Consider the following 22,380-nt stretch of genomic DNA (forward strand, 5'->3'; position numbering starts at 1 on the left):
ATAGCAAAGACATTACCGCAAATCTAAAACAAACGCGCTAAAAGTTGTAATTTACTCGATAATTAAAACATGGCGATAGTAAAATAAAGTTGATTTTGTAAAAGACAAAGATGTTAAATTTGCCACTTTAGGCTACTTTGGTTATTTGCGATAAATGCTATAAAGCCTATAAAAAGGCTTTTAAAAGCAGTTTAAAAATTCAAAAGTTAAATTTAATTAATCTTAATGGATAAATTTAAAAACTAATTTAACAAGCATATAAATTTAAATATTGCAACTTTGATTATTAAAATTAAGAAAAAGTTATAGTTTATGAATAAGAAATAGGCTAAACAGGGGAAATCAACCCCTGTTTATCAATATAAAGACTATTTTAAAGTTTGGATATACTCAGCTACTGCTTTCATATCATCTTCACTCAATGTCGCCATCTGACCTTTCATAATAGCGCCCATTTTGAACTCATTACGCTCGCCAGCTTTGTATTTTTTCATATCTTCAACCATTGTTGCAGCTTCTAATGTGTTAAGTGCTGGGATTTTGTTAAGATAAACTTTCTCAGCTTTAGCACCATGACATGCTATACATTTTTTATAGATGGTAGCACCATCAGCCGCAAACACGCTAGTACATGCTAACGCAACAAAAGTAGAAACAACTAAAAGTTTTTTCATTTTTCACCTCTTATAATAGATAATTTAAATTTTAATTAAAAGCCCAAAAATGGCTTAAACTTCTCTCCAAAAACTGCAATCTACGTTTATTTTATCATATCAATATAAACGTAAATAAAGCGTATTTTAAATTTCCAACCGCTTTTTTATAGCAGTATAAAATCCAAATTACACACACAAACCATAATTATACACACAAATAATTAATCTTTTGTAAAGAAAAAAATCTAAAATGATAATACAAGCATATCATTATTTTAGATTCTATATCTTGATGATATAAATTTAGTAGTTTTTATCTGCTATAAATAGTGTTTATTTTTCTTTAAAAGCACCGATTTTTAGAATTTTTTCCATTCTTTTTTCTAAAAGCTCATCTATGCTTAGTTTTTCCAACTCTTCAAGATTGTTCAAAAAATACTCACCAAGCTCTTTAGCAGCACCATCTTTATCACGATGCGCTCCCATTTTAGGCTCGTTTATAACATCATCGATTAGATTGTGTTCTTTAAGTTCGCCTGCTGTGATTTTCATCGCTTTTGTCGCAAGTTCACTTTTTGTAGGATCATTCCAAAGTATCGCCGCACAGCCCTCTGGCGAGATAACCGAAAAAACAGAGTTTTGCATCATGGCAAGTTTATCAGCAACACCGATAGCTAAAGCACCGCCACTTCCGCCCTCACCTATAACTATAGATATTATTGGAGTTCTTAAAGTGCTTAACTCATAAAGATTTCTAGCTATGGCTTCGCTTTGTCCCCTCTCTTCAGCGCCTATTCCAGGATAAGCACCTGGAGTGTCGATTAAAAACAGTATAGGAAGAGAGAATTTTTCAGCCATTTTAGCAACTCTTAAGGCTTTTCTATAGCCTTCAGGGTTTGGCATACCAAAATTTCTTTTTAGCTTATATTTTGTTCCGCGACCTTTTTGTTCGCCTATAACAACGACTTTTTTATCGCCTATATAACCTATATAACAAAGTATCGCCGGATCATCAGCAAACGCTCTATCGCCGTGAATTTCATATCCATCGCTAAGTAAAGCTCTGATATAATCAAGCGTATAAGGACGATCTGGATGTCTAGCAAGCTGTAATCTTTGGTATTCTGAAAGATTTTTATAAGTTTTACTAACTTCTTTTTCTAAATTTTTTACTAAAATTTCAACCGCATCTTCATCACCTCTGATTTTAGCGCTTGAAATTTCCTCATCAATCTGTTTAATTCCCTTTTCAAAATCCAAATAGCTAGCCATGTCTTAATCCAATTTCTTAAATATTACAGAACCATTTGTTCCACCAAAACCAAAAGAGTTACTCATTACGATATTTAAATCCGCTTTTCTAGCAACGTTTGGCACATAGTCTAAATCACACTCTTCATCTTTTTCTATCTGATTTATCGTTGGTGGCATAATTCCATCTTGCATAGCCATTATAGAGACAACAGCCTCAATGGCACCAGCCGCACCTAAACAATGCCCAGTTTGACCCTTTGTAGAACTAACTGGTGGCGTTTTATCACCAAACACCTCTTTTAGTGCATTTGTTTCATTTCTATCATTTACCGATGTAGATGTTCCGTGAGCATTTATATAGTCAATCTTAGGATTTTCAGCCATAGCTAAAGCTTTTTTCATAGCTCTTGTTGGACCATCAAGTGTTGGCGATGTTATATGATAAGCATCTCCACTCTCGCCAAATCCTATAATCTCTGCATAAATTCTAGCTCCCCTAGCCTTAGCATCTTCATACTCTTCTAACACTAACGCCGCAGCTCCTTCGCCCATAACAAAGCCATCTCTACCTTTATCAAATGGTCTTGAAGCAGTCGCTGGATCATCATTTCTATCTGATAATGCCTTCATAGCAGCAAACCCACCAACGCCAACAGCGCATATAGCAGACTCTGCTCCTACGACTAACATCTTTTTGCTTTCGCCTATCATTATACACTTTGCAGCCTCGCAGATTGCGTGAGTTGAGGCAGCACATGCTGTAACGCTCGATAAATTTGGTCCTTTTAAGCCATGAGCTATAGAAACCATTCCACCAAGCATATTTACAAGCGATGAAGGTATAAAGAAAGGAGATATTTTTCTAGGGCCTCTGGCTACACAAACATTTGAATTTTTCTCAATATTTGGAAGTCCGCCAATACCAGCAGCTGAACTTACACCAAATTCATCAGCATCAAATTCGCCAAATTTAGCATCACCCATAGCTTCTGCAGCAGCTTTTAATCCTAGTTGGATAAATCTATCCATCTTTTTAACCTCTTTACCATCTTCAATGACGCTAAGTGGGTCAAAGTTTTTAACCTCTGCTGCTATTTGAACCGGAAAATCCTCCACATCAAACAGCGTAATCCTATCGACACCGGTCTTTCCTGCACAAATTTCTTTAAAAGAACTCTCTTTATCAAGTCCAAGCGCATTTATCATACCCATGCCAGTTACTACGACTCTCTTCAAAATATCTCCTTAAATAAAACTACAATTATAGTTTTTCGATATAACTTACAACATCGTTGATGCTTATTAGTTTCTCTGCATCACTATCTGGAATTTCAATCTCAAATTTCTCTTCTAAAGCCATTATAAGCTCAACAACATCAAGAGAATCAGCACCTAAATCTTCAATAATTTTAGACTCCAACTTAACCGCATCTGGGCTTACACTAAGTTGTTCTACAACTACATCTCTTACGTCTTCAAAAACTGCCATTTCAGCACTCCTTATATAAAATGTCTGTTATTTTACAATATTTAAACTTTTATTTAAGTTAAAAGTTGTTCGCCATTATATCATAAAATTTAAGCCAAAATTTTGGGCAAAAGTAAATTTAAATAAAATGCACAAAACAAAATAAACTATAAACAAAATCGCAAAACCAGACTAAAATACCTTAAATTTAGCTACCTTAGCTAAATCACCAAACCTACATATATAATCCACCGTTGATTTTAAGCACATCTCCAGTTATGTATGAAGATGCGTCACTTAGCAAAAACGCAACGCCTTGCGCTACATCATTTGGCGTTCCAAAACGTTTTAGAGCGACTGCATCGGTGTAACTTTTTTTAACTTCTTCGCTTAAAACTTCAGTCATATCTGTAGCGATAAAGCCCGGAGTTACGCAGTTAAATCGCACATTTCTACTAGCTGCTTCCTTAGCAAAACTCTTACTCATCGCTATCATACCACCTTTACTTGCTGAGTAGTTTACTTGCCCTGCATTTCCCATTTCACCGACTATAGAAGCGACATTTACAACCGCACCAAAGCGTTTTTTACTCATCACTTTAAGCGCTTCTCTTGAGCCGATAAATGCTGAAGTAAGGTTCGCATCAATCACGTTTGTAAAGTCCTCAAGCTTCATTCTTAAAGCAAGTTTGTCGTTTGTGATTCCAGCGTTGTTTACTAAATAACTTAGCTCGCCATCGCTTTGAACGATTAAATTTATAGCTTCTATAAACTCAGCCTCATTTGTCGCATCAAACTTCACAACAGCTGCCTCACCGCCATTTGCTATAATTTCCTTCATCAAAGCGTCGGCGATTTCTGGTTTTGAGCGGTAATTTATCCAAACTTTTAGCCCATATCCAGCCAAAACTCGGCAAATTTCAGCACCGATACCACGACTAGCACCAGTTACTAAGACATTTTTTCCACTAAATTTCATTCTTTTTCCTTAAATTAAAATCAAGCGCCATTATAACATTTAAAATTTAAACAAAACTCCTTCAAAGCCCCTATAAAGATAAAGCATAAGCGGAATGCTAAATAATGATATAACCGTAGTTACAAAAACCGCCATAGACATTTTTGCAGGTTGCACACCGAGCAAAGCTGCGATAGTTACGCAGTTTCCTGCTAGTGGAACGATAGCTAAAATATATAAAATAATATATAAATCTTGTGTAAAAATATGGAAAAATTTAACATCAAGCACTATAAAAATCAGCGTTAAAACCGGCCAGATGATAAATTTAACAAAGCTTGCAAGAGCGATAAATTTAGTATCAAACCCACGTTCAGCTCTGATATTTTCAAGCCCCATGCCAACCATCATCATACCCAAAAACGCCAAAGTACCTTTAACATAGACAAAAACTTCAGCTAAATTTGGTGGCATTTTCACACCAAAATAATTTAACGCTAGCCCAAGCAAGAGTGCGTAAAGAACGGGTAAGAGTGCGACTTTTATAAGTGTTTGTTTTATGCCATAACTTTCTTTTGCTGTGATGTAGTAGCCAACCGTGTTTTGATACATCACCGCGCCAATCGTGCTAAAAATAAAAATTTCAACCAGTTCATCGCTTAAAAGCAAAAGTGCAATCGGAATACCTAAATTTGCCGAGTTTCCACTTCCTACGCTAAAAGCTAGCAAATTTGCCGTGTTATCTCTAAAAATACGCCTAAAAAACGGCAAACAAGACAACGAAATAACAACTCCCATAATATATGAAAAAATAGGAATCGCAAAAATCGCAAAGCTAAACTCAACACTCATCGCCGAGTTAAACACGACTAAAGGCGAGAGTATGAAAAGCAAGATTTTAGCGACAGTTTCGCGGTCGCATTTTAAAACTGCGGTGCTAAAAAGCCCTAAAAGTATACAAAGATACAGCGGAACAATGCTGTTAAATAGTGCTAAAAAGCCAGCCATTTATTTTAGACTCCTGAATTTGACAAATTTTGTCTAAATTTATCAAATTTAGACTTAAAATCAAAAATATAAAATATTTAAAATTATTTTATAAGTGTTGTTTTAGAAAGTGTTATAAGCTTGAATTATTTTTTTTTGATATTATACTTTCTTATTAATAAAACTATAGTAGGAGCTATTATGCCAAGTCTTTATGATTACTTAACCGTAATTATCAAAATTGTTTTAATCATAACGTGTTATTTATCCACAATATACTTTGTCGCCAAATTCAGTTATAACATTTTTTCTAGAAATATTATATCACGACTAGTTAAAATTGTCATTATTATAATAATTTTTAATTTTACTTTGCCATTTATTGGCGAATCTACAGACACATCATTAATGACAACACTTATAATATTTTTAACATCTTCGACTATTTTAGTATATCTTGGATATTGTCATCATTTTTATAATAAATTAGACAAAGATTCTTTAGAAGCTATAAAAGATTTTATAGATGTGGAAATAAATAGAGTAGAAAAATTTTATACCCTTAAGGACTACATGTCAAAACTAGGTTCTGCTAGTATTCAAATAGATGCTTCGATAGCAAGATTAAACAAACTAAAATCAAAAAAAGATGAAATTAAAAATATAAAAAATCCTTTTATACCAGATATTTTAGTGGTTAAAAATAGTAATAACCAAGCCCAAACATTAGAACAAAACGATGAAATTGTTATAAAAAATCATAAATTTGAAGAACAAAGAGAGTTAAATTTAAAAAATTTAGACAATGAGATTATTCCTTTAGAGAAAAATATTAATATCGTAAAAAAAGATATAGCTACTGTTGAAAAAAGCATTGCTAATATGGGGAAAAGAGCAAAACAACTATTGCCAATTGATGATATACACAAAAAAGCAATTTATATTTTTAATCAAAATGTCAATCTTTTAGAGGCAAAAAAATACATTACAGAAACCATAAATTTACATTTTGAAATATTATATAAAGAATACAACGATTAGCAGCTGCTAAATTTAAAATTTAAGCCACTAAAACAGTGGCTTATCCATAATTTCTGGGATTTCTAGCCCCATGAGCTTTAAAACGCTTGGTGCGACATTACTAAGTCCGCCATTTGCGACTTTGCTAACGCCATCAGCCATAACAAAGCAAAAAACATCAAAAGTCGTGTGATTTGTAAGCATTCCTTCGCTCTCGCTTTGCATAGCTTCGCAGTTTCCATGATCGCTGATTTGTATATAAGCGTAGTTATTTTCTTTTGCTACTTTTATAATCCTGCTCAAGCACTCATCAACCGCCTCAACAGCCCTAACCGCCGCATCAAAGTTGCCCGTATGCCCGACCATATCGCCATTTGCAAAATTTACTACGATAAAGTCATGCCCAAACTCAACGCCCTTTATAACCGCATCGCACACTTCATAAGCACTCATTTGTGGCATTTCATCGTATGTTTTGACCTTTGGGCTTGGGATTAAAACTCTTGTTTCATTTAGTTTTGGCTCCTCTTTTCCACCGTTAAAAAAGAATGTTACATGAGCGTATTTTTCAGTCTCGGCAGTATGAAGCTGAGTTAGCCCAGCCTTGCTTACAATATCACTTAAAGTCTCCTTTATATCGTCATTTGCAAACAACACATCAAAGCTAAATTTATCATCGTAGTTTGTCATCGTTACTAAATTCTCTACCACTTCATCGCGCTCAAATCCATCAAATTCACTCACCGATAACGCAGATACAAGCTCCCTTGCTCTATCGTTTCTAAAATTTATAAAAACAACGCCATCATCTTTTTTTATCCCGCTAAACTCGCCAAAACTAGCAGGTTTGATAAACTCATCGGTTATATCTTTAGCATAACTTTGTTCTACATATTCGCTTGGTTTTAAGCCGGTTCTGTTTTCGCCATTTTTTATCACATCATATGCTACTTTGACTCGCTCCCACCGTTTATCTCTATCCATCGCATAAAATCTTCCGCACACAGTCGCAACGCTAAATTTAGCTTCCAAATCTTTGATAAATTTAGCTCCACTCGTTGGACTTACATCACGCCCATCAGTTATCGCATGAGCGTAAACCTTGCAACCTGCATTTTGTGCGATATCACAAACCGCGTCAAAGTGCCGTAAATGCGAATGCACACCACCATCGCTATAAAGTCCGATAACATGGATAGTTTTACACTTTTTAAAAAGCTCTTTTAACTTATCGTTTTTTACTAACTCACCGCTTTCTATGGCTTTATCGATTTTAACTAAATTTTGATAAAGCACTCGCCCACTTCCTATACACATATGCCCTACTTCGCTATTTCCCATCTGTCCATCAGGCAAGCCCACAGCAAGTCCACTAGTGCGTAAAAGTGAGTTTGGAGTATTTTTAAAAAGCCACTCATAAGTTGGCTTTTTTGCTGCTGCAAAAGCGTTAAATTTATCACTTGGGTTATATCCTATGCCATCTGTTATCACTAAAATTGTCTTTTGTTTCATGAAAGTTTCTCTTTAAATATAAAAATTTTAAATAATGTGTAAATATTTATAGCAAAATAAAGTAAATTTAAAGTTTATATTATTATAATAACATTGTTTTTAATATAATGAGGGGTCAATTATGAATAAAGCTTATAAACATATCTATAAAGAGGGCGTTGGCTGGGTTGCCGTTTCAGAGAGTTCAAGTGGACGCTCTAAGATGAGCAAAGGCTCTGTAGCAGTTGGTTTGGGATTTGTCCAAACACTTAAAACATCGTTTAGCAGCACACTTAGCTCGCTTAAGTCGCTATCTTTTGTAGCAGCACTAGCTCTTGGCATATCGACTTTGCCAGCTACTACTTATGCAGACGGTTTTTATAGTGATGGAACAACAACAGGGATGAACACCACTACAAATAAACAAATAGCATTGAATAGAAACAATGTAGGCATAGTAACAGGTGCAGGAAATGATACAACTGGAGCTAAAAATACTGCAATAGGTGCAAATTCAGGTCAATCTGTTAGCGGTAATTATAACAACGCTATAGGAGAAAATGCCGGTCAAAACGTTGGTGGTTCAAACAATACCGCCATAGGTAGAAATGCAGGAAAAAATGTAACTAGTTCTTATAATATTGCCATAGGAGAGAATGCTGGTACTGGAGTTCAAACAACTGACACGATTTCTATAGGTAGAAACTCGGTTATTAACGGAACTAATTCTATAGCACTTGGTTCTGGTGCAAGAACTGGTAAAATTGCAGATACAGCAAATATCAATAAACAAAATAAGATTATAACAGATACAAATGCAGCTATTGCAGCTTTAGATAAAAATGCAGCTGATTATGCTACTAAAAAAGCAGAGTTAGAAGCGGTAAAAAAGACAGCAAATGATGAGTTAAAAAATATCTATAAAGCTAGTGCAAATACTGTAGCAATAGGAACAAGTGCAAGAAGTGAAGTAGAAGGTGGAGTAGCTCTTGGTTTTAATTCGGTTTCGAGTGTAGGAAAAGGTCAAGTTGGATATGATCCAAGCAAGAAATTAACAGATGCTCAAAAAGCTTCAGGTATTTGGACATCAAGACAAGGAGCTGTTGATGTTGGAAGCAGACAAATTACTCAGCTAAGCGCAGGAACAAAAGATAATGATGCAGTAAATGTGGCTCAACTAAAAGCAGCGCAAACAAAATTTGTAAGTGTAAACTCAGCAAGTGGAGGAAATGTTAATAACGATGGAGCTAAAGGATTAAATTCAGTAGCAATAGGAGTTAGTGCTAATGCTTTAGGAGATAACTCACTAGCAAATGGATATGCTGCTAAAATAGGTTCGCAAGCAGATGAGAAAGAATACACAACTCAAAATAAAATAATAGCAGATGCTCAAAAAGCGATAGAGAGCTTAGATAAAACTACAGCTGATTATAAAGATAAAAAGGCAGAACAAGATGCAATAATAAAAGCGGCAAACACTAAACTAAAAGAAATTTATGCCACAAATAAAAATGCACTTGCCTTAGGAGTTAATGCAAGAACACAAGCAGTAGATACACTTGCTTTAGGAACTAATACAAGAGCGCTTGTAGAAGGTGGAATTGCTCTTGGTTCAGGCTCACTTGCAAATAGAGAAAAAGGAGAAATAGGATATGATGGAAGTGGAAAAGCATCTACATGGCTTAGATCTACTGAAGTTTTTACATCTCGAAATGCAGCCTTTGCTATTGGAACAGATAGCAGTACAAGACAAATAATAGGAGTAGCAGCAGGTAGTAAAGATACAGATGCTGTAAATGTCGGTCAGTTAAAAGCAGCACAAACAAGATTTGTAGGCGTAAATGGTACAACAAACAACTCTAATTATGAAAATGATGGAGCAAGAGGGACTTATTCGATAGCAATTGGTGCTAATGCAAAAACATACGATAAAGCAACAGATACTTTATATACTGCAGAAGTAAATAAAATAAAAGCAGCTCAAACTGCAATAAGCAAATTAGATAGAAAAGCAACTGATTATAAAACAAAGCTAAAAGAGCAAAATGATATTATAGATGCAGCTAGAAAAGAAATAACTACATTAGATGCAAATTCAGAAAGAGCAATAGCTTTAGGGGCTTTAGCTACAACTGGAGCTAAATATGCAGTCGCAATAGGAAATAATTCATTGGCTGATTCAGAAAGTGCAACAGCTTTAGGAAATGGAGCAAAAGCGTTAAAAGAGAACGCAACGGCTCTAGGAAAAGAAGCAAAAGCGTTAGAAGAAAATTCAGTGGCGATAGGAAATGCTTCAAATGCAATAGGTTTAGATTCAATAGCAATAGGAAATAGTTCAGTCGCTAATGAAAAAGCAGTAGCGATATCAGGAAGTGCAAGTAAAGGTGGAGTTGCTATAGGAAGAGGAGCATATGCAAGACTAATGCCTGAAAGTGAAGATAAAATGTTGTCATTTGGAAAAGAGCAAATAGCTGGAGTTGCCATAGGATATGGAACAATAACAAGAGCTGGAGCTGTTGATATAGGACAAAGAGATTATAGAGGTTTAATCGGAGATGCAGATTATACAGGAAAAAGGATAGAAGATATTCAAAATTCTATAGGAACTACAACAGTTGGTGCAAATTCATTTAACAGTGGAATGTTTGCTTCGATTAATGGTTCGTATTCATCTATATCAAAACTTGATCAAAAACCAACAAGTAGTTTGATAAATAGACTATATAATCTAAGTATCGCAGGTCAAGGGCTAGGCGCAACAATCTCAGGATCATTAAATAGTATTGAAAATCGCAATGAAAATAAAAAATATTCAGGTATAGGAAATAGCATAGTAGGATTTGTAAACAAAACTCACTTAAGTAATGCTTCTGTTATAATAGGAACAGCAAATGAGATAACAAATTCATATTTAGATGTTGATAATAACCCACCTATAGACGACTTAACCAGTGCATCATCAGCTAAAGACTTACAAGATAAACTGATGAAATATGCTCAAAGTGAAAAACTTGGTTCAGTTCTTGTTATGGGCGGATCAAACAAGTCCGACTCAGCACTATTTTCTCAAGTTCAAGGTGTTGGAAATATATTAAATGGTAAAGGTAGCACAAAAAATTTAAAATTTAATAAAGATGGTATTTATCCAGGATATAGTACATTTAACTATATAAATGGTTTTGAAAATACAGCAAATGATGTAAATCGTTTAGTATCAATTGGAACAAATAATAAAATTACAAATGCTGATAATAACTTTGTATTAGGAAATAACTATAATTTAGCAGGGACTGAAACTGCTAGAGCAGAAAATAATGTCATAATCGGATTTAATAGTAAAAAAGATAACGGAAATTTATCAGAAAGCTTAAAGAATTCTATCGGCATAGGAACAGATGTAAAACTTGGTGCTGAAAATACTATAGCCATAGGAACAGGAGCACAAGCAACTGCTAAAAACGCTATTTCAATAGGAACTGGCAACATCGTAAGCGGAGCAAACTCAGGCGCATTTGGAGATCCAAGTATCATAAATGCGGCTAACTCATACTCAGTTGGTAACAACAACGCTATAGGAAAAACATCTGAAAATGTATTTGTCTTAGGAAACAACGTAGTATTAGGCGGAACTAAAGATGCTTTGGGTAAATTTACAGATGGAGACTCTGTTAGTGGTGCAGTCGCGCTTGGTAACAAAACAAATGTAACTGTAGCTGATGGCGTTGCTCTTGGTAGCGGTTCAGTCGCTTCGGTAGATAAAGGAGTAGTTGGATACGATGTAGCAACTAAAAAAGCTTCAACATACGAATCAGCAACTTGGAAATCAACTCATAGTGCAGTTTCAATCGGTAAAGCAGATGGAACTATAACTAGACAAATCACAGGCGTAGCAGCTGGATTTAACGATACAGACGCGGTAAACGTGGCACAACTTAAAGCTTTAAATACATCTATATCCACAGCCGTAGAAAGTAGCAAAATACACTATGTTAGTATAAAAGAAGGCGCAACAGAAAAAGATAAAAATTATGATAACAATGGAGCAACAGGTGAGGGAGCTATTGCTATAGGGTCTGCGGCTATGGTTAATGGGGATTATAGTGTAGCAGTAGGTAGCAACGCCGGCTATAAATCGGAAGAAGGAAAATATAATAATTATTTTGGTGGATATGCTGGAAGTCAAGCAAAAGGTAATAACAACACATATATAGGCGACCATGCTGGATTTAAATCAGATTCAAGTGTTGTTGATGTAACAAACAAACAAACGCGCACTGGATATAGCGTAGCTATAGGAGATAGTGCTGGACAAGAAGCTATAGGGAATTCAAATACCTTTGTAGGTTCAATAGCTGGCTATAAAGTAAATGGCTTTAGAAATACATCGCTTGGATATAATGCAGGTGCAAGCACAACAGGTAATAACAACTTAGCATTGGGTAATGAAGCTGGTATTTTAACAACTGGAGGTTCAAATATAGCTCAAGGTTTCCAAGCTGGAAAAAACACTAAGGGCAACATGAACTTCGCTTCAGGTTATCAAGCAGGTGTATATACTGAGGGAGATGGTAATATTGCTTTAGGTGTATATGCTGGGATAGATATTAAGCTTAATCCTGATGGAAAAGCAGTAATTACTAATGGTAATGAAACCATTCTTGATGAAACTAAAAAAGTAAAAGGTAACTATAACACTGCTATAGGTTTTGCTTCTGGTTCTGCAGTAACTGCTAACTATAACACAGCTATAGGTTTTGCTTCTGGAATAGCTTCTGGATTATCCTTAAGTGAAAAAGGAGAAGTGAAAGATGGAAAAAATATTGCTTTAGGCTTTGGTACCGGAAATCTTGTAAAGTCAGCTAATAACTTGGCTATAGGTGTTAATGCTGGAGTAAATGTCAACACAAAAGGCACTGTAACAAGTGGAAATCATATAGCTATCGGTGTTGGTGCAGGTTCAAACCTTCTAAGTGGAAATGATAGCGTATCTATAGGAACAAATGCTGGTATTGGTATGATTCTTGGACAAAGAAATGTTGCCATAGGTTATGGTGCTGGTTCTAACTTAAGTTCTAGAAAACAAGGAGTGCAAGGCACAGATAACACTGCGGTTGGAGGTAGCGCTGGACAAGGTGTAGTTGGTGGAAACAACTCTGCGTTTGGTGCTTCAGCTGGTCTTGATGTGATAGGAGATAGAAACTCTGCGTTTGGTACTTCGGCAGGATTTGGCGTAACTGGTTCAAACAGTACTGCTATTGGTAGATATGCTGGTAGTAATGTTGTTGGAAGTAGCAACATTGCTATAGGAGAATTTGCCGGAAGAGGATTTACAACAAATAGATTGAGTGCTAACGAAGCTATATCTATAGGTAAAAATGCAACCGCCAAAGGAAATTTAACTATAGCATTTGGAAAAGGCGCTATAGCTGGTGCATACGATGAAAATATTGTAAATGGTTACAATAACGAAATAGTTGCTGCAAAGATAGCTATAAATGGACTTGACAAAACTGCGGCTGATTATTCTGCTAAATTAAGAGAGCAAAATGATAAAATTAAAAAAGCAACAGATGAATTGAATAAACTTTTAGCGGAAAATTCAAACGCTATCGCTATCGGAACAGGCGCACAAGCTACAGCTGAAAATTCTATAAGCATAGGAACTGGCAATAAAGTAAGTGGTAAAAATTCAGGCGCATTTGGAGATCCAAATGAAGTGAGTGGAACAGGTTCTTATGCTATAGGTAATAACAACACTATAAAAGCAAACGATGCCTTTGTTTTAGGAAGCGGTGTAACAAACGAAGTTGAAGGTTCAGTTGTCTTAGGAAATGGTTCGACTGTTGAAAAAGCAGTTGCAACAAAAAGTGTGACAATTAACGGTAAGACTTATAATTTTGCAGGAGCAAACCCAGTTTCAACAGTAAGCGTTGGTAGCAGTGGCAAAGAGCGAACTATAACAAATGTAGCAGCTGGTCGTATTTCAGCCTCTTCAACAGATGCGATAAATGGCTCTCAGCTTTACGCTACAAATTTAGCTATAGCTTCTATAAGCGCTACTGCCAACACTAACATTACCAATTTAGAAAACAAAGTCAATGCAGGCTTTAATATCCAAACTGACAGTAGTACAACAGAAAACATAGCTATGGGAGATACTGTAACAATTAATGGCGATAGTAAGAACATAAAAGTTACCAACGATGGCAAAAAGATCAAAGTATCCCTTGCTAAAAACATAACAGAGATTGCTAGTCTTACTACAACCGCTGGCATCGTCTTGGATAATGGCGGTATAAAATTAAACAATGATGGAAAAGGCAACAAAAAGATAACAGGCTTAGCAGATGGAGAAAAACCAAACGACGCAGTTAACTACTCTCAACTACAAGAGGTTAAAAACCAAATCGGCACTTCATCAACCGCAGTGGCTACAAATCCAGTTAGCGTAAAAACCGCGCCAACAGCCAAAGGCGATGATAGCTTAGCAGTTGGTATGGGAGCAAAAACAACCAACAACAACTCAGTCGCACTTGGCACAAACGCAACATCAAGTGGCAAAAACTCAGTCGCACTTGGAGCTGGTTCAAACGATGGCGGCAGAGCTAACACAGTATCAGTTGGCTCAGCTGGAAAAGAACGAACCATAAGCAACGTAGCTGCCGGAGTTTACGGCACCGACGCGGTTAATCTAAACCAACTAAACGCTGGACTTCAAAACGTATATAACCAAATCGGCGAGTATCAAGACGAAGCTAGAGCTGGAACAGCTTCTGCTATCGCTTTAGGAAGTTTAGGTCAAGCAACAATCCCTGGTAAAGGTATGTTTGGTGTGGGCGGTGGCTCATATCAAGGACAAAGTGCTGTATCTGTGGGTGTGTCAAAGATGTCTGATGATGGCAAATGGGTCTTTAAAGCAGGTGCGTCATATGACTCACAGCGAAACATCGGCACAGGCGCATCTATAAACTTCCATTTCTAGGATAAATTTAACGTAGGGGCAAAACCGCCCCTATAAAAAAAGGATAATAAATGAAAAAAAGATTGATTATAATTTCGGCTGTGATTTTAATGTTTGCGCTTCAAGGTTGTGTAACAAAAACAAGTGATAATGTTCCAGATAATGGCATTTTAAGCGCCGATGAAGTGAAATTTCCAGAATTTGATGATGCGTGGATAGAGCGTGGCGCATTCCCGAGGATAAACGACTTAAAAAAGATAAAAGCCGGTATGGATAAGGACAACATTCGCTTACTTATCGGACATCCACACTATCCAGCTGGGCTACTTGGCGTGCGCGAGTGGGACTATTTGTTTAACTTTAGAACTAAAGATGGTGTAAAACAGTGTCAGTATAAAGTCGTGTTTGATAAAGACTACATAGCTCAAAGCTTTTTTTGGAAAAGCGTTGAGTGTGAAAAACTAGCCAACGCTCAAGCTCTATAACGAGCTTGGCGTTTTAAATTTGCTTTTTTTACAGCTTTTTTACTTTTAACTTCGCATAGCTTAGGCATTTCTATCAAGAGTTTAGGCTATGCGATTTTAAACAACACTTAGTATAATAAATCCAACGACAATTAAGCTTAAAAGCTAGATTCTAACGTATTTTGATAAGTCATCTTTAGTATAAATTTATGCTACAAAAAGTAAAATTTGCTTATGACATATAAATTAGATAAATTTAACAAATTTAGATACAACAGCAAAAACAATCACAGTTTTAACAAATACAAAAGCCAAATCAGATGATTTTGTATAAACTACTCTTTAAATGAAGCTGACAAAGGCTTAGCTTATTATCTATGTCGGCTACACAGCACGCTACTATAGATTTTTTGAGTCGGTAAAGACTTAGTTTATCTATCCTACTGCCACGCTCATCGCCCACACCGCTAAATATAGCCTATAGTCTTATCAAAGATAACAGTTGCATTTGGCATATGTAGAAGCAGTTTATAAAAGTTTAGTTGCTTTACGTGCCATAAAGTAAGCGATTTCACTTATAAAAATTTATAAAAAAATTATTATATTTTCACTAAAATTATAAATAAAATAAATAACATCTCATAAAACAGCCAGCCAAATTCCCTTTTAAAATACTAAATTTACTAATCCAAAGTTTAAACTAAAGCCAGATAAATATAAGCTCAAATTTAGGTTTAAAGCTAGTCAAATTTAGTCAAAACAAAAGCGCCATAGTTATAAATATAAGCACATTTAAGCAATATTGTTGTAAAATTGCCATTTTAGATTTTAAAGGCGAATTTTTATGTTTTATTTTTTATATGAAACTTTTGGTATAAATATCTTTAGCTACATCACCGTTAGGACGGGCTTGGCGTTTTTTTTATCGTTTATTTTTTCCGTATATTTTATGCCTAAATTTATAACTTGGGCGAAAGAAAAAAAGGCAAACCAGCCTATCTACGAACTCGCACCCAAAACTCATCAGTGTAAAAACTCAACACCCACAATGGGCGGAATCGTCTTTGCTCTAAGTGCTGTTGTTGCGACACTTTTAAGTGCAAATTTAACAAACATCTTCGTTCTTACTGGGCTTTTGATTTTACTTGGCTTTGGATATATCGGCTTTAAAGATGACTACGCGAAAATCACCTGTGGCAAGAACCACGATGGGATGAGCGCTAGAGTCAAATTTGGCTATCAAATTTCGTTTTCTTTGCTTATCGCTATCGTTCTTTATACTTTTACAAATTTAGATAGCAACTTTTATCTACCTTTTTACAAACATCCTATTTTTAATATGTCTTTTTTAGCCATAGTTTTTTGGACTTTGGTTATCACAGCTAGTTCAAATGCAGTAAATTTAACCGATGGGCTTGATGGCTTAGCTACCATTCCATCGGTATTTTCACTCTCTACTCTTGGCGTTTTTTTATATCTTAGCGGGCATGCTGTTTTAAGCCAGTATCTACTCTTGCCAAAAGTTGTAGGTATCGGCGAAGTGTGTATAATCTGTGGTGCGCTAGTTGGCTCTATGCTTGGATTTTTGTGGTATAACTGCTATCCGGCTGAAGTTTTTATGGGCGATAGCGGGAGCTTGAGCGTTGGTGCGTTTATCGGATACTGTGGCGTTATAAGCAAAAATGAACTTTTGCTTATCATCATCGGATTTGTCTTTGTTATGGAAACGCTCTCTGTGATTTTGCAAGTTGGAAGCTTTAAAATTTTTAAAAAACGGATATTTTTAATGGCGCCTATTCATCACCATTTTGAGCTTAAAGGTTGGGTTGAAAACAAGATAATAGTGCGTTTTTGGATAATTGCTTTGATAGTTAATATCATCGCTTTAACATCTTTAAAATTAAGATAAAGGCTAGAAAATGAGAAGTTTGTTTGGATATGGTTTGACAACAAAAGCCATCGCAAAAAGCGGCGGTTGGAGCATATATGATGATAAATTTAAAAGCATGGCAAAAGATGACTTTGGAAACTCACTTTTACCTCCAAGTGAATTTGATGCGCAAAAAAGCGAACTTGAAATCCCAAGCCCAGGCTTTCCACGCACTCACAGGCTAGCAAAAGAAGCTAAAAATCTCATAAGCGAATACGACTTTTTTAGAAACACATCGCCTACAAAAGTCTGGATAAGTGGGACTAATGGCAAGACTACAACCACGCAGATGAGCCAGTTTTTGCTTAAAAACTTTGGCTCGGTTATGGGAGGAAATGTTGGGACTCCGCTAGCCGCACTAGATAAAAACGCAAAAATTTGGATACTAGAGACCAGCTCATTTACAATCCACTACACCAAATTCGCCTATCCTAAAATTTACGCCCTGCTTCCAGTTACGCCAGATCACTTAAGCTGGCATGGAGATATGAGCGAGTATGTTAAAGCTAAGCTTAAACCTCTTTCTATGATGGATAGCACCTGCACCGCAATCGTGCCTAAAATCTATGCTAACACACCATCTCGCGCGAGAATTTTAAGCTATGAAAACGACGCAGACTTAGCTAAAATTTGTGGCATTGATATAGATAACGTGAAATTTAAAATCCCATTTTTAATGGATGCTTTAATGGCGCTTTGCGTGCAAAAACTGCTTGTTGGCGAGGCTGATGTGGCGCTTTTGAATGAATTTGAGATAGAAAAAAACCGCATAGAAGAATTTCACGATAGGTTTTCAAGGCTTTGGGTAAATGACACGAAGGCTACGAATTTAGACGCGACAATCCAAGCCGTTAGAAGATATAAAGAGTTAAAAATTCGCTTGATTTTAGGTGGCGATGATAAAGGCGTGGACTTGCACGAGCTTTTTGACTCGTTTTTAGGGCTTGATTTAGAAATTTATGCTATCGGTTCAAACACAGATAAACTTATGGCTTTAGCTAACCAATACGGCTTTAAAGCCACTCGTTGCGAAGTGCTAGAAACTGCAGTGAATAAAATCGCCTTAAATTTAGCAAACTCTGGCGAAGTCGCACTTCTAAGCCCAGCTTGCGCGAGCCTAGATCAGTTTAGCTCATACGCACAGCGTGGAGATAAATTTAAGGAATTTGTAGCGAATTTATAATCTTTTTAAATTTGAGCTAAATTTAAAGAGTTTTTGACAAATTTATAAATTTGAGTGAAATTTTGGCTAAATTTAAAATGCCTTATACGTGTAAAATACCTTGTAAAATACTCTCTATAAAATCTTAGTTAGCAAATTTGCAAAATCTAGGATTTTTAAATAGACTTAATTAGCTGTTTACTGTTAAAATACTTAAGGCTTTTTTAAAAAAGAAAAATCTTAAAATTTAGATTTAGCAGCAGTTGAAAGTCTAAAATTTCGTTGATAATCTTATATTTGGTTTGCGGTTTTGTAACTAAAGGCTTGATTAATTACAGCTATAATTTGCACCATTTATAGCTACAATGGTTTGTTATTTGAGTTTTGGCCAAAAGTTAATCTCTTTTGCTTTTTATATTATTTATAGCGCCTTAACGGTATTTGCCTATATCTTAAATAAATATTTGCATAAAGATACTTTAGCCAACATGGTAATAGATAGAAAATAGTAAATTTTAAATAATTTCAAAAATATCCTAAATTTAACCTATTTTTAAGAATATTTGCTATAGAATTACATTTCACTTTTTTGGTGGTTGGATAGCTCAGTCGGTAGAGCAGCAGACTGAAAATCTGCGTGTCGGCAGTTCGATTCTGCCTCTAACCACCACTTCCTATAAAATATCCCCATCTCATCGCTTTTCATAAATCTTATTAAAGCCGCTAAAATGGTTTTTTGTCCTTGAATTTTTTAAATTCTTGCAATGTCAATGCAGAAAGTTGAATTTGACCAAAATTTGGTAAGATTTAGGACTAAAAAATTGACTAAAAAATTTTTAGTCAGTTAGAAAATAATCAAATCACTTATAATTACTTATACCTAGAATAAAAAACGAAAGGTATATGATGATTATTTGTACTGTCGATATCCAAAAAATAAAAGAACGTGCTGGATTCAAAGTCCAACCCGACGTCGTTATCGAATTATTCGAGCTTCCTACATTTTATAACAAAATTTATCGAGAAATTTTGTACCCAAATTTGCAAATTAGGGTTAAAAAAAATAAAAAAAGAGGTCAAAAATATACAAAAACATTCTATTTTGTTGGAAAAGACAAAAAATTAACGCTTTTGGGCAAATTTCCAGAACTAAAATTTAGAAACGCAATAAGAGCAGTTGAAAATTTGAAAACAGTTGCCCCTAAAATCGAGCAAACCACTCTAAAATCGGCGTATGAGCGATTTAAAATACAACTATGTTCGAATTTGAAACAAAGCACCATTACAAAAAATGACAAACTGTTTAAAACTCTGATGGCTTTTCATAATAAACCGCTAAAATCAATAAAGAAGTCCGATTTTATCGAGATTTGCAACACTTATTACAAACAACAAAAATATAATACGGCTGAGCAAACGTTCAACCTTGCACGCTCAATTTTGTCATTTTCAGTTGCAACTGGGCTATTATCTGATAACCCATTAAAAGATGTCAAATTTCGCCAAATTTTCGCAATTACGAAAGGCGAATATGGCTATTTGCCAACAGAGGATACAGTTGCCTTATGCTCTTTAATTAAATATATCTATAATTATTCCAACACAAAAAGTGTCCGAAATGCCCTTATTTTGGGACTTTTAACGGGGCTGCGAAGTAAAAACGTAAGAGAGCTGAAAAAAAGCCAGTTACATCAAAATGAAAACGGTTATTTTCTTGAATTTTCAGCAAACGAAACAAAAGCAAATAGAGCCGAAAAATTGGGAATCCCCCCCAAATTGGCACTTTGGCTAAATTCACTTAAAACAAACAACGACTTCTTTTTTACCGGTGCCACGGGCAAAATTCTAAGCGACGGCAGTCTAAGCAACGCCCTTAGACCTTATTCAAATCTGGAATTTCACGAGGGTTCAAGGTTCGTTTTTCATTCATTTAGAAAGGTTTTGAGCAGTTTTTGCGGAAAAGAGCTAGGTTTAAATTCGAGACTAGCCATCGAGAAGTGCCTATTTCACGACATTTCAAGCACCTTAGGAAGCTCGACACACGGCACCTACGATAAAAGCACATATGAAAATGACACTCGAAAAGTGCTTGAATTTTGGCTGGGCTATATTTGCAAGGTGGGAGAAATCGATGTTTTGGAATAAAATAAAAGAGTCCCGAAAGGTATATATTGTAGTGGGACTCTCAATTAGTTTCGACAAAATTATACCATATTTTGATAAATTTATATTTATGTTTTTTAGTCCTCTCAGGGGGCAAAAATGATTAACTACAACGCTTTAAACTCCCATTTAGAGGGGCTTTGGCTAAACCCATCGGAACTTTTGCACCACTCAATCGATACCGAAATGACAAAAATAAGTTCAACTGAATTTAAAAATAAAGATGGTATCAAAATTTGTAAGGAAACCTACGCCGACGCCAACTTTCTCCCAAAATTGGGGCTAAGTTTCATCACTTTTTGTATCAAAGCCAGTGAAATTGGGGTGGAAATCAACGCCAAAAATCGTAAAAAACAGACATTCAGAACAAAAAATAACAAGGAAATTTATGATTTGCTCGTTCAAAATTTAACGGATTTCATAAAATCCGATATAAAGCATATTCCGAGTCACACCATTTACGTGTGCGAGCGCCATTTTTCGGGGATTCCACACCTGCACGGGGCTATTTTCTTTCCTGCTAAGTGCCACGAAATCGTAGAACAAAAAGCCAGAGAAAAATGGCAGAATGAGAAAGCAGTTGGGACAAAATTCAAAATTCAATATCTAACAAAAACGATGAGCAAAGATTCGGAAAGTCACCAAAAACAGTATAACACAGCACGGGTTTCGGGCGTTCAAAATACCAAAATACCGCACTTCCTGAGCCATCGACCGCGAAAAGTTTCAACAAGATGGACCGCGATTGGTAGAATTTTGGAGCAAAATTTTAAACCCTACTTTCGACACGAAAAACGAAATAAAAAAGAGCGAAAAAAAGTGATTGACCGTGTGGTAAAATCGGACATTTTTCTCACTCCTGCCACTTCAAACCCCCCTAAAATCGAGCCTAGAAGCGTAAACAGAATTGATTTACAAGTGAAAACAAAAAATGGTAAACGAATACACATAAATCGCGCTTTAATTAAGCCCCTAACCCCAAAAAATGGGGTTAAAGTGATAAAAATAATAAGAAAAAAGGGTAGAAAATTTAACAAAAAAGCAACCATTCGGCAATTAGTGACAATGACCATCAGGGATGTTTCAACCATAGATTGCAGTGTTTCCAAATGTATTGAAATCGGCAAAAAAGGGTATTTTATTGATTTGAATTTGCAACTAAATGGCTATCTAAATACTAATATGCAAACTGCCCTAGAATCGGCTCTGGAAGCCAAATTTAATGAATTTAAAACTCTTGAAAAAGCAAGAAAATTTTATGAAATTTTAAAGCACGATTTTGATACGGTTGTTTTAAAATTTATGCCAAATTTTAAATATTTGACCAAAACAGAAGTTGAAACTGCACTATGTACTAATTTCCAGCGGGCAAAAGAAATCGACGAATTAAAAAAAGCCAAAAAATGTCGCAAAAATTTTGATGATTTTAATATCGATTTGTTCGATGATAATGGTTAGCAATAGAAAAAGAAGCCCATAAAACGATGTTTTATGGGGCGCATTAAGGGCTACTGGCTCAATGAGCCAGTAGGCTTTCTTTTCTACTGCTGGTTTTATTTTGATTTAACTAAAATTTTTAATATAATTAATGTAAGTAAAATTACATAAAAAGGAGTCAAAAATGCAAAATTTAACTTATCGTGCAAGTGGTTTAATTAATCTACTAAACAAGTTCGCAAATCTCGAAAATGAAGCAATCAAGCTCGAGTCTGAAGCCCGAAAAATCAGGCAAAAAATGCAAAAAATCGATGAAGAAATTACACTAAAATTTAGCCAAAAAATCACCGAAATTCAGCCAAAAAACAGCCAAAATGATGAATCCTACTGAATCGTTTTTTTGCCCCCTTGTGGGGCAAAAACAAACCC

15 protein-coding genes and 1 tRNA gene are annotated in these 22,380 nt (G+C 35.4%); 9 read left to right on the top strand and 7 right to left on the bottom strand.

Going from position 1 to position 22,380, the window contains the following annotated elements:
* Positions 1-368 precede the first annotated feature (368 nt).
* From CGEO_RS08315 to CGEO_RS08340, 6 genes are all read right to left on the bottom strand, one after another.
* Positions 369-674, bottom strand: a complete 306-nt coding sequence (locus CGEO_RS08315) for a c-type cytochrome (RefSeq protein ID WP_075494576.1) — start codon at positions 672-674, stop codon at positions 369-371.
* Between the two features lie 315 nt (positions 675-989).
* The gene (gene accA, locus CGEO_RS08320) at positions 990-1,928 is read right to left on the bottom strand and encodes an acetyl-CoA carboxylase carboxyl transferase subunit alpha (RefSeq protein WP_075494577.1); all 939 of its coding nucleotides are present in this window, start codon (positions 1,926-1,928) and stop codon (positions 990-992) included.
* Positions 1,929-1,931: 3 nt separating this feature from the next.
* Complete coding sequence (locus tag CGEO_RS08325) at positions 1,932-3,146, bottom strand: beta-ketoacyl-ACP synthase II (RefSeq protein ID WP_075540247.1); 1,215 nt, start codon at positions 3,144-3,146, stop codon at positions 1,932-1,934.
* A gap of 25 nt (positions 3,147-3,171) precedes the next feature.
* Positions 3,172-3,399, bottom strand: coding sequence for an acyl carrier protein (acpP, locus tag CGEO_RS08330; RefSeq protein WP_075494579.1), 228 nt, complete (start codon positions 3,397-3,399; stop codon positions 3,172-3,174).
* Positions 3,400-3,613: 214 nt separating this feature from the next.
* Positions 3,614-4,357 (bottom strand): 3-oxoacyl-ACP reductase FabG, encoded by a 744-nt coding sequence (fabG, locus tag CGEO_RS08335; protein ID WP_075540246.1) that lies wholly within the window; start codon positions 4,355-4,357, stop codon positions 3,614-3,616.
* Between the two features lie 39 nt (positions 4,358-4,396).
* Positions 4,397-5,344, bottom strand: coding sequence for an AEC family transporter (locus tag CGEO_RS08340; protein ID WP_075494581.1), 948 nt, complete (start codon positions 5,342-5,344; stop codon positions 4,397-4,399).
* Positions 5,345-5,524: 180 nt separating this feature from the next.
* Between CGEO_RS08340 and CGEO_RS08345 the strand changes: the two genes are divergently transcribed.
* Positions 5,525-6,364 (top strand): hypothetical protein, encoded by an 840-nt coding sequence (locus CGEO_RS08345; protein ID WP_075540245.1) that lies wholly within the window; start codon positions 5,525-5,527, stop codon positions 6,362-6,364.
* 27 nt (positions 6,365-6,391) lie between these two features.
* Here CGEO_RS08345 and gpmI read toward each other — a convergent pair whose 3' ends face one another.
* On the bottom strand, positions 6,392-7,855 hold the full coding sequence (gene gpmI / locus CGEO_RS08350; RefSeq protein WP_075494583.1) for a 2,3-bisphosphoglycerate-independent phosphoglycerate mutase: 1,464 nt from the start codon (positions 7,853-7,855) through the stop codon (positions 6,392-6,394).
* 121 nt (positions 7,856-7,976) lie between these two features.
* Between gpmI and CGEO_RS08355 the strand changes: the two genes are divergently transcribed.
* The 8 genes from CGEO_RS08355 (at position 7,977) to CGEO_RS08390 (ending at position 22,342) form a co-directional block, all read left to right on the top strand.
* Positions 7,977-14,816, top strand: a complete 6,840-nt coding sequence (locus CGEO_RS08355) for a YadA-like family protein (protein ID WP_075540244.1) — start codon at positions 7,977-7,979, stop codon at positions 14,814-14,816.
* 50 nt (positions 14,817-14,866) lie between these two features.
* Positions 14,867-15,280 (top strand): outer membrane protein assembly factor BamE, encoded by a 414-nt coding sequence (locus CGEO_RS08360; protein WP_075493208.1) that lies wholly within the window; start codon positions 14,867-14,869, stop codon positions 15,278-15,280.
* 823 nt (positions 15,281-16,103) lie between these two features.
* A complete protein-coding gene (gene mraY, locus CGEO_RS08365; protein WP_075493207.1) occupies positions 16,104-17,168 on the top strand; it encodes a phospho-N-acetylmuramoyl-pentapeptide-transferase in 1,065 nt (354 codons plus the stop codon).
* Between the two features lie 10 nt (positions 17,169-17,178).
* Positions 17,179-18,372 carry a UDP-N-acetylmuramoyl-L-alanine--D-glutamate ligase gene (gene murD, locus CGEO_RS08370; RefSeq protein WP_075493206.1) on the top strand — a complete coding sequence of 398 codons (1,194 nt, stop codon included), beginning with the start codon at positions 17,179-17,181 and terminating at the stop codon, positions 18,370-18,372.
* 573 nt (positions 18,373-18,945) lie between these two features.
* A tRNA-Phe gene (locus CGEO_RS08375) sits at positions 18,946-19,021 on the top strand.
* Between the two features lie 236 nt (positions 19,022-19,257).
* A complete protein-coding gene (locus CGEO_RS08380; RefSeq protein WP_075540243.1) occupies positions 19,258-20,496 on the top strand; it encodes a tyrosine-type recombinase/integrase in 1,239 nt (412 codons plus the stop codon).
* A 117-nt stretch (positions 20,497-20,613) separates the two neighbouring features.
* On the top strand, positions 20,614-21,972 hold the full coding sequence (locus CGEO_RS08385) for a hypothetical protein (RefSeq protein ID WP_075540242.1): 1,359 nt from the start codon (positions 20,614-20,616) through the stop codon (positions 21,970-21,972).
* 163 nt (positions 21,973-22,135) lie between these two features.
* Positions 22,136-22,342, top strand: coding sequence for a hypothetical protein (locus CGEO_RS08390; protein WP_075540241.1), 207 nt, complete (start codon positions 22,136-22,138; stop codon positions 22,340-22,342).
* Positions 22,343-22,380: the final 38 nt, after the last annotated feature.

The organism is Campylobacter geochelonis, from assembly GCF_013201685.1.
GTDB classification, from domain to species: Bacteria; Campylobacterota; Campylobacteria; order Campylobacterales; family Campylobacteraceae; genus Campylobacter_B; species Campylobacter_B geochelonis.

Coding starts and splice junctions, on each gene's coding strand:
- CGEO_RS08355 (WP_075540244.1), top strand. CDS start 7,977: ATGAATAAAGCTTATAAACATATCTATAAAGAGGGCGTTGGCTGGGTT.
- CGEO_RS08315 (WP_075494576.1), bottom strand. CDS start 674: ATGAAAAAACTTTTAGTTGTTTCTACTTTTGTTGCGTTAGCATGTACT.
- CGEO_RS08385 (WP_075540242.1), top strand. CDS start 20,614: ATGATTAACTACAACGCTTTAAACTCCCATTTAGAGGGGCTTTGGCTA.
- CGEO_RS08340 (WP_075494581.1), bottom strand. CDS start 5,344: ATGGCTGGCTTTTTAGCACTATTTAACAGCATTGTTCCGCTGTATCTT.
- acpP (WP_075494579.1), bottom strand. CDS start 3,399: ATGGCAGTTTTTGAAGACGTAAGAGATGTAGTTGTAGAACAACTTAGT.
- gpmI (WP_075494583.1), bottom strand. CDS start 7,855: ATGAAACAAAAGACAATTTTAGTGATAACAGATGGCATAGGATATAAC.
- accA (WP_075494577.1), bottom strand. CDS start 1,928: ATGGCTAGCTATTTGGATTTTGAAAAGGGAATTAAACAGATTGATGAG.
- murD (WP_075493206.1), top strand. CDS start 17,179: ATGAGAAGTTTGTTTGGATATGGTTTGACAACAAAAGCCATCGCAAAA.
- CGEO_RS08380 (WP_075540243.1), top strand. CDS start 19,258: ATGATTATTTGTACTGTCGATATCCAAAAAATAAAAGAACGTGCTGGA.
- fabG (WP_075540246.1), bottom strand. CDS start 4,357: ATGAAATTTAGTGGAAAAAATGTCTTAGTAACTGGTGCTAGTCGTGGT.
- CGEO_RS08390 (WP_075540241.1), top strand. CDS start 22,136: ATGCAAAATTTAACTTATCGTGCAAGTGGTTTAATTAATCTACTAAAC.
- CGEO_RS08345 (WP_075540245.1), top strand. CDS start 5,525: ATGCCAAGTCTTTATGATTACTTAACCGTAATTATCAAAATTGTTTTA.
- CGEO_RS08360 (WP_075493208.1), top strand. CDS start 14,867: ATGAAAAAAAGATTGATTATAATTTCGGCTGTGATTTTAATGTTTGCG.
- mraY (WP_075493207.1), top strand. CDS start 16,104: ATGTTTTATTTTTTATATGAAACTTTTGGTATAAATATCTTTAGCTAC.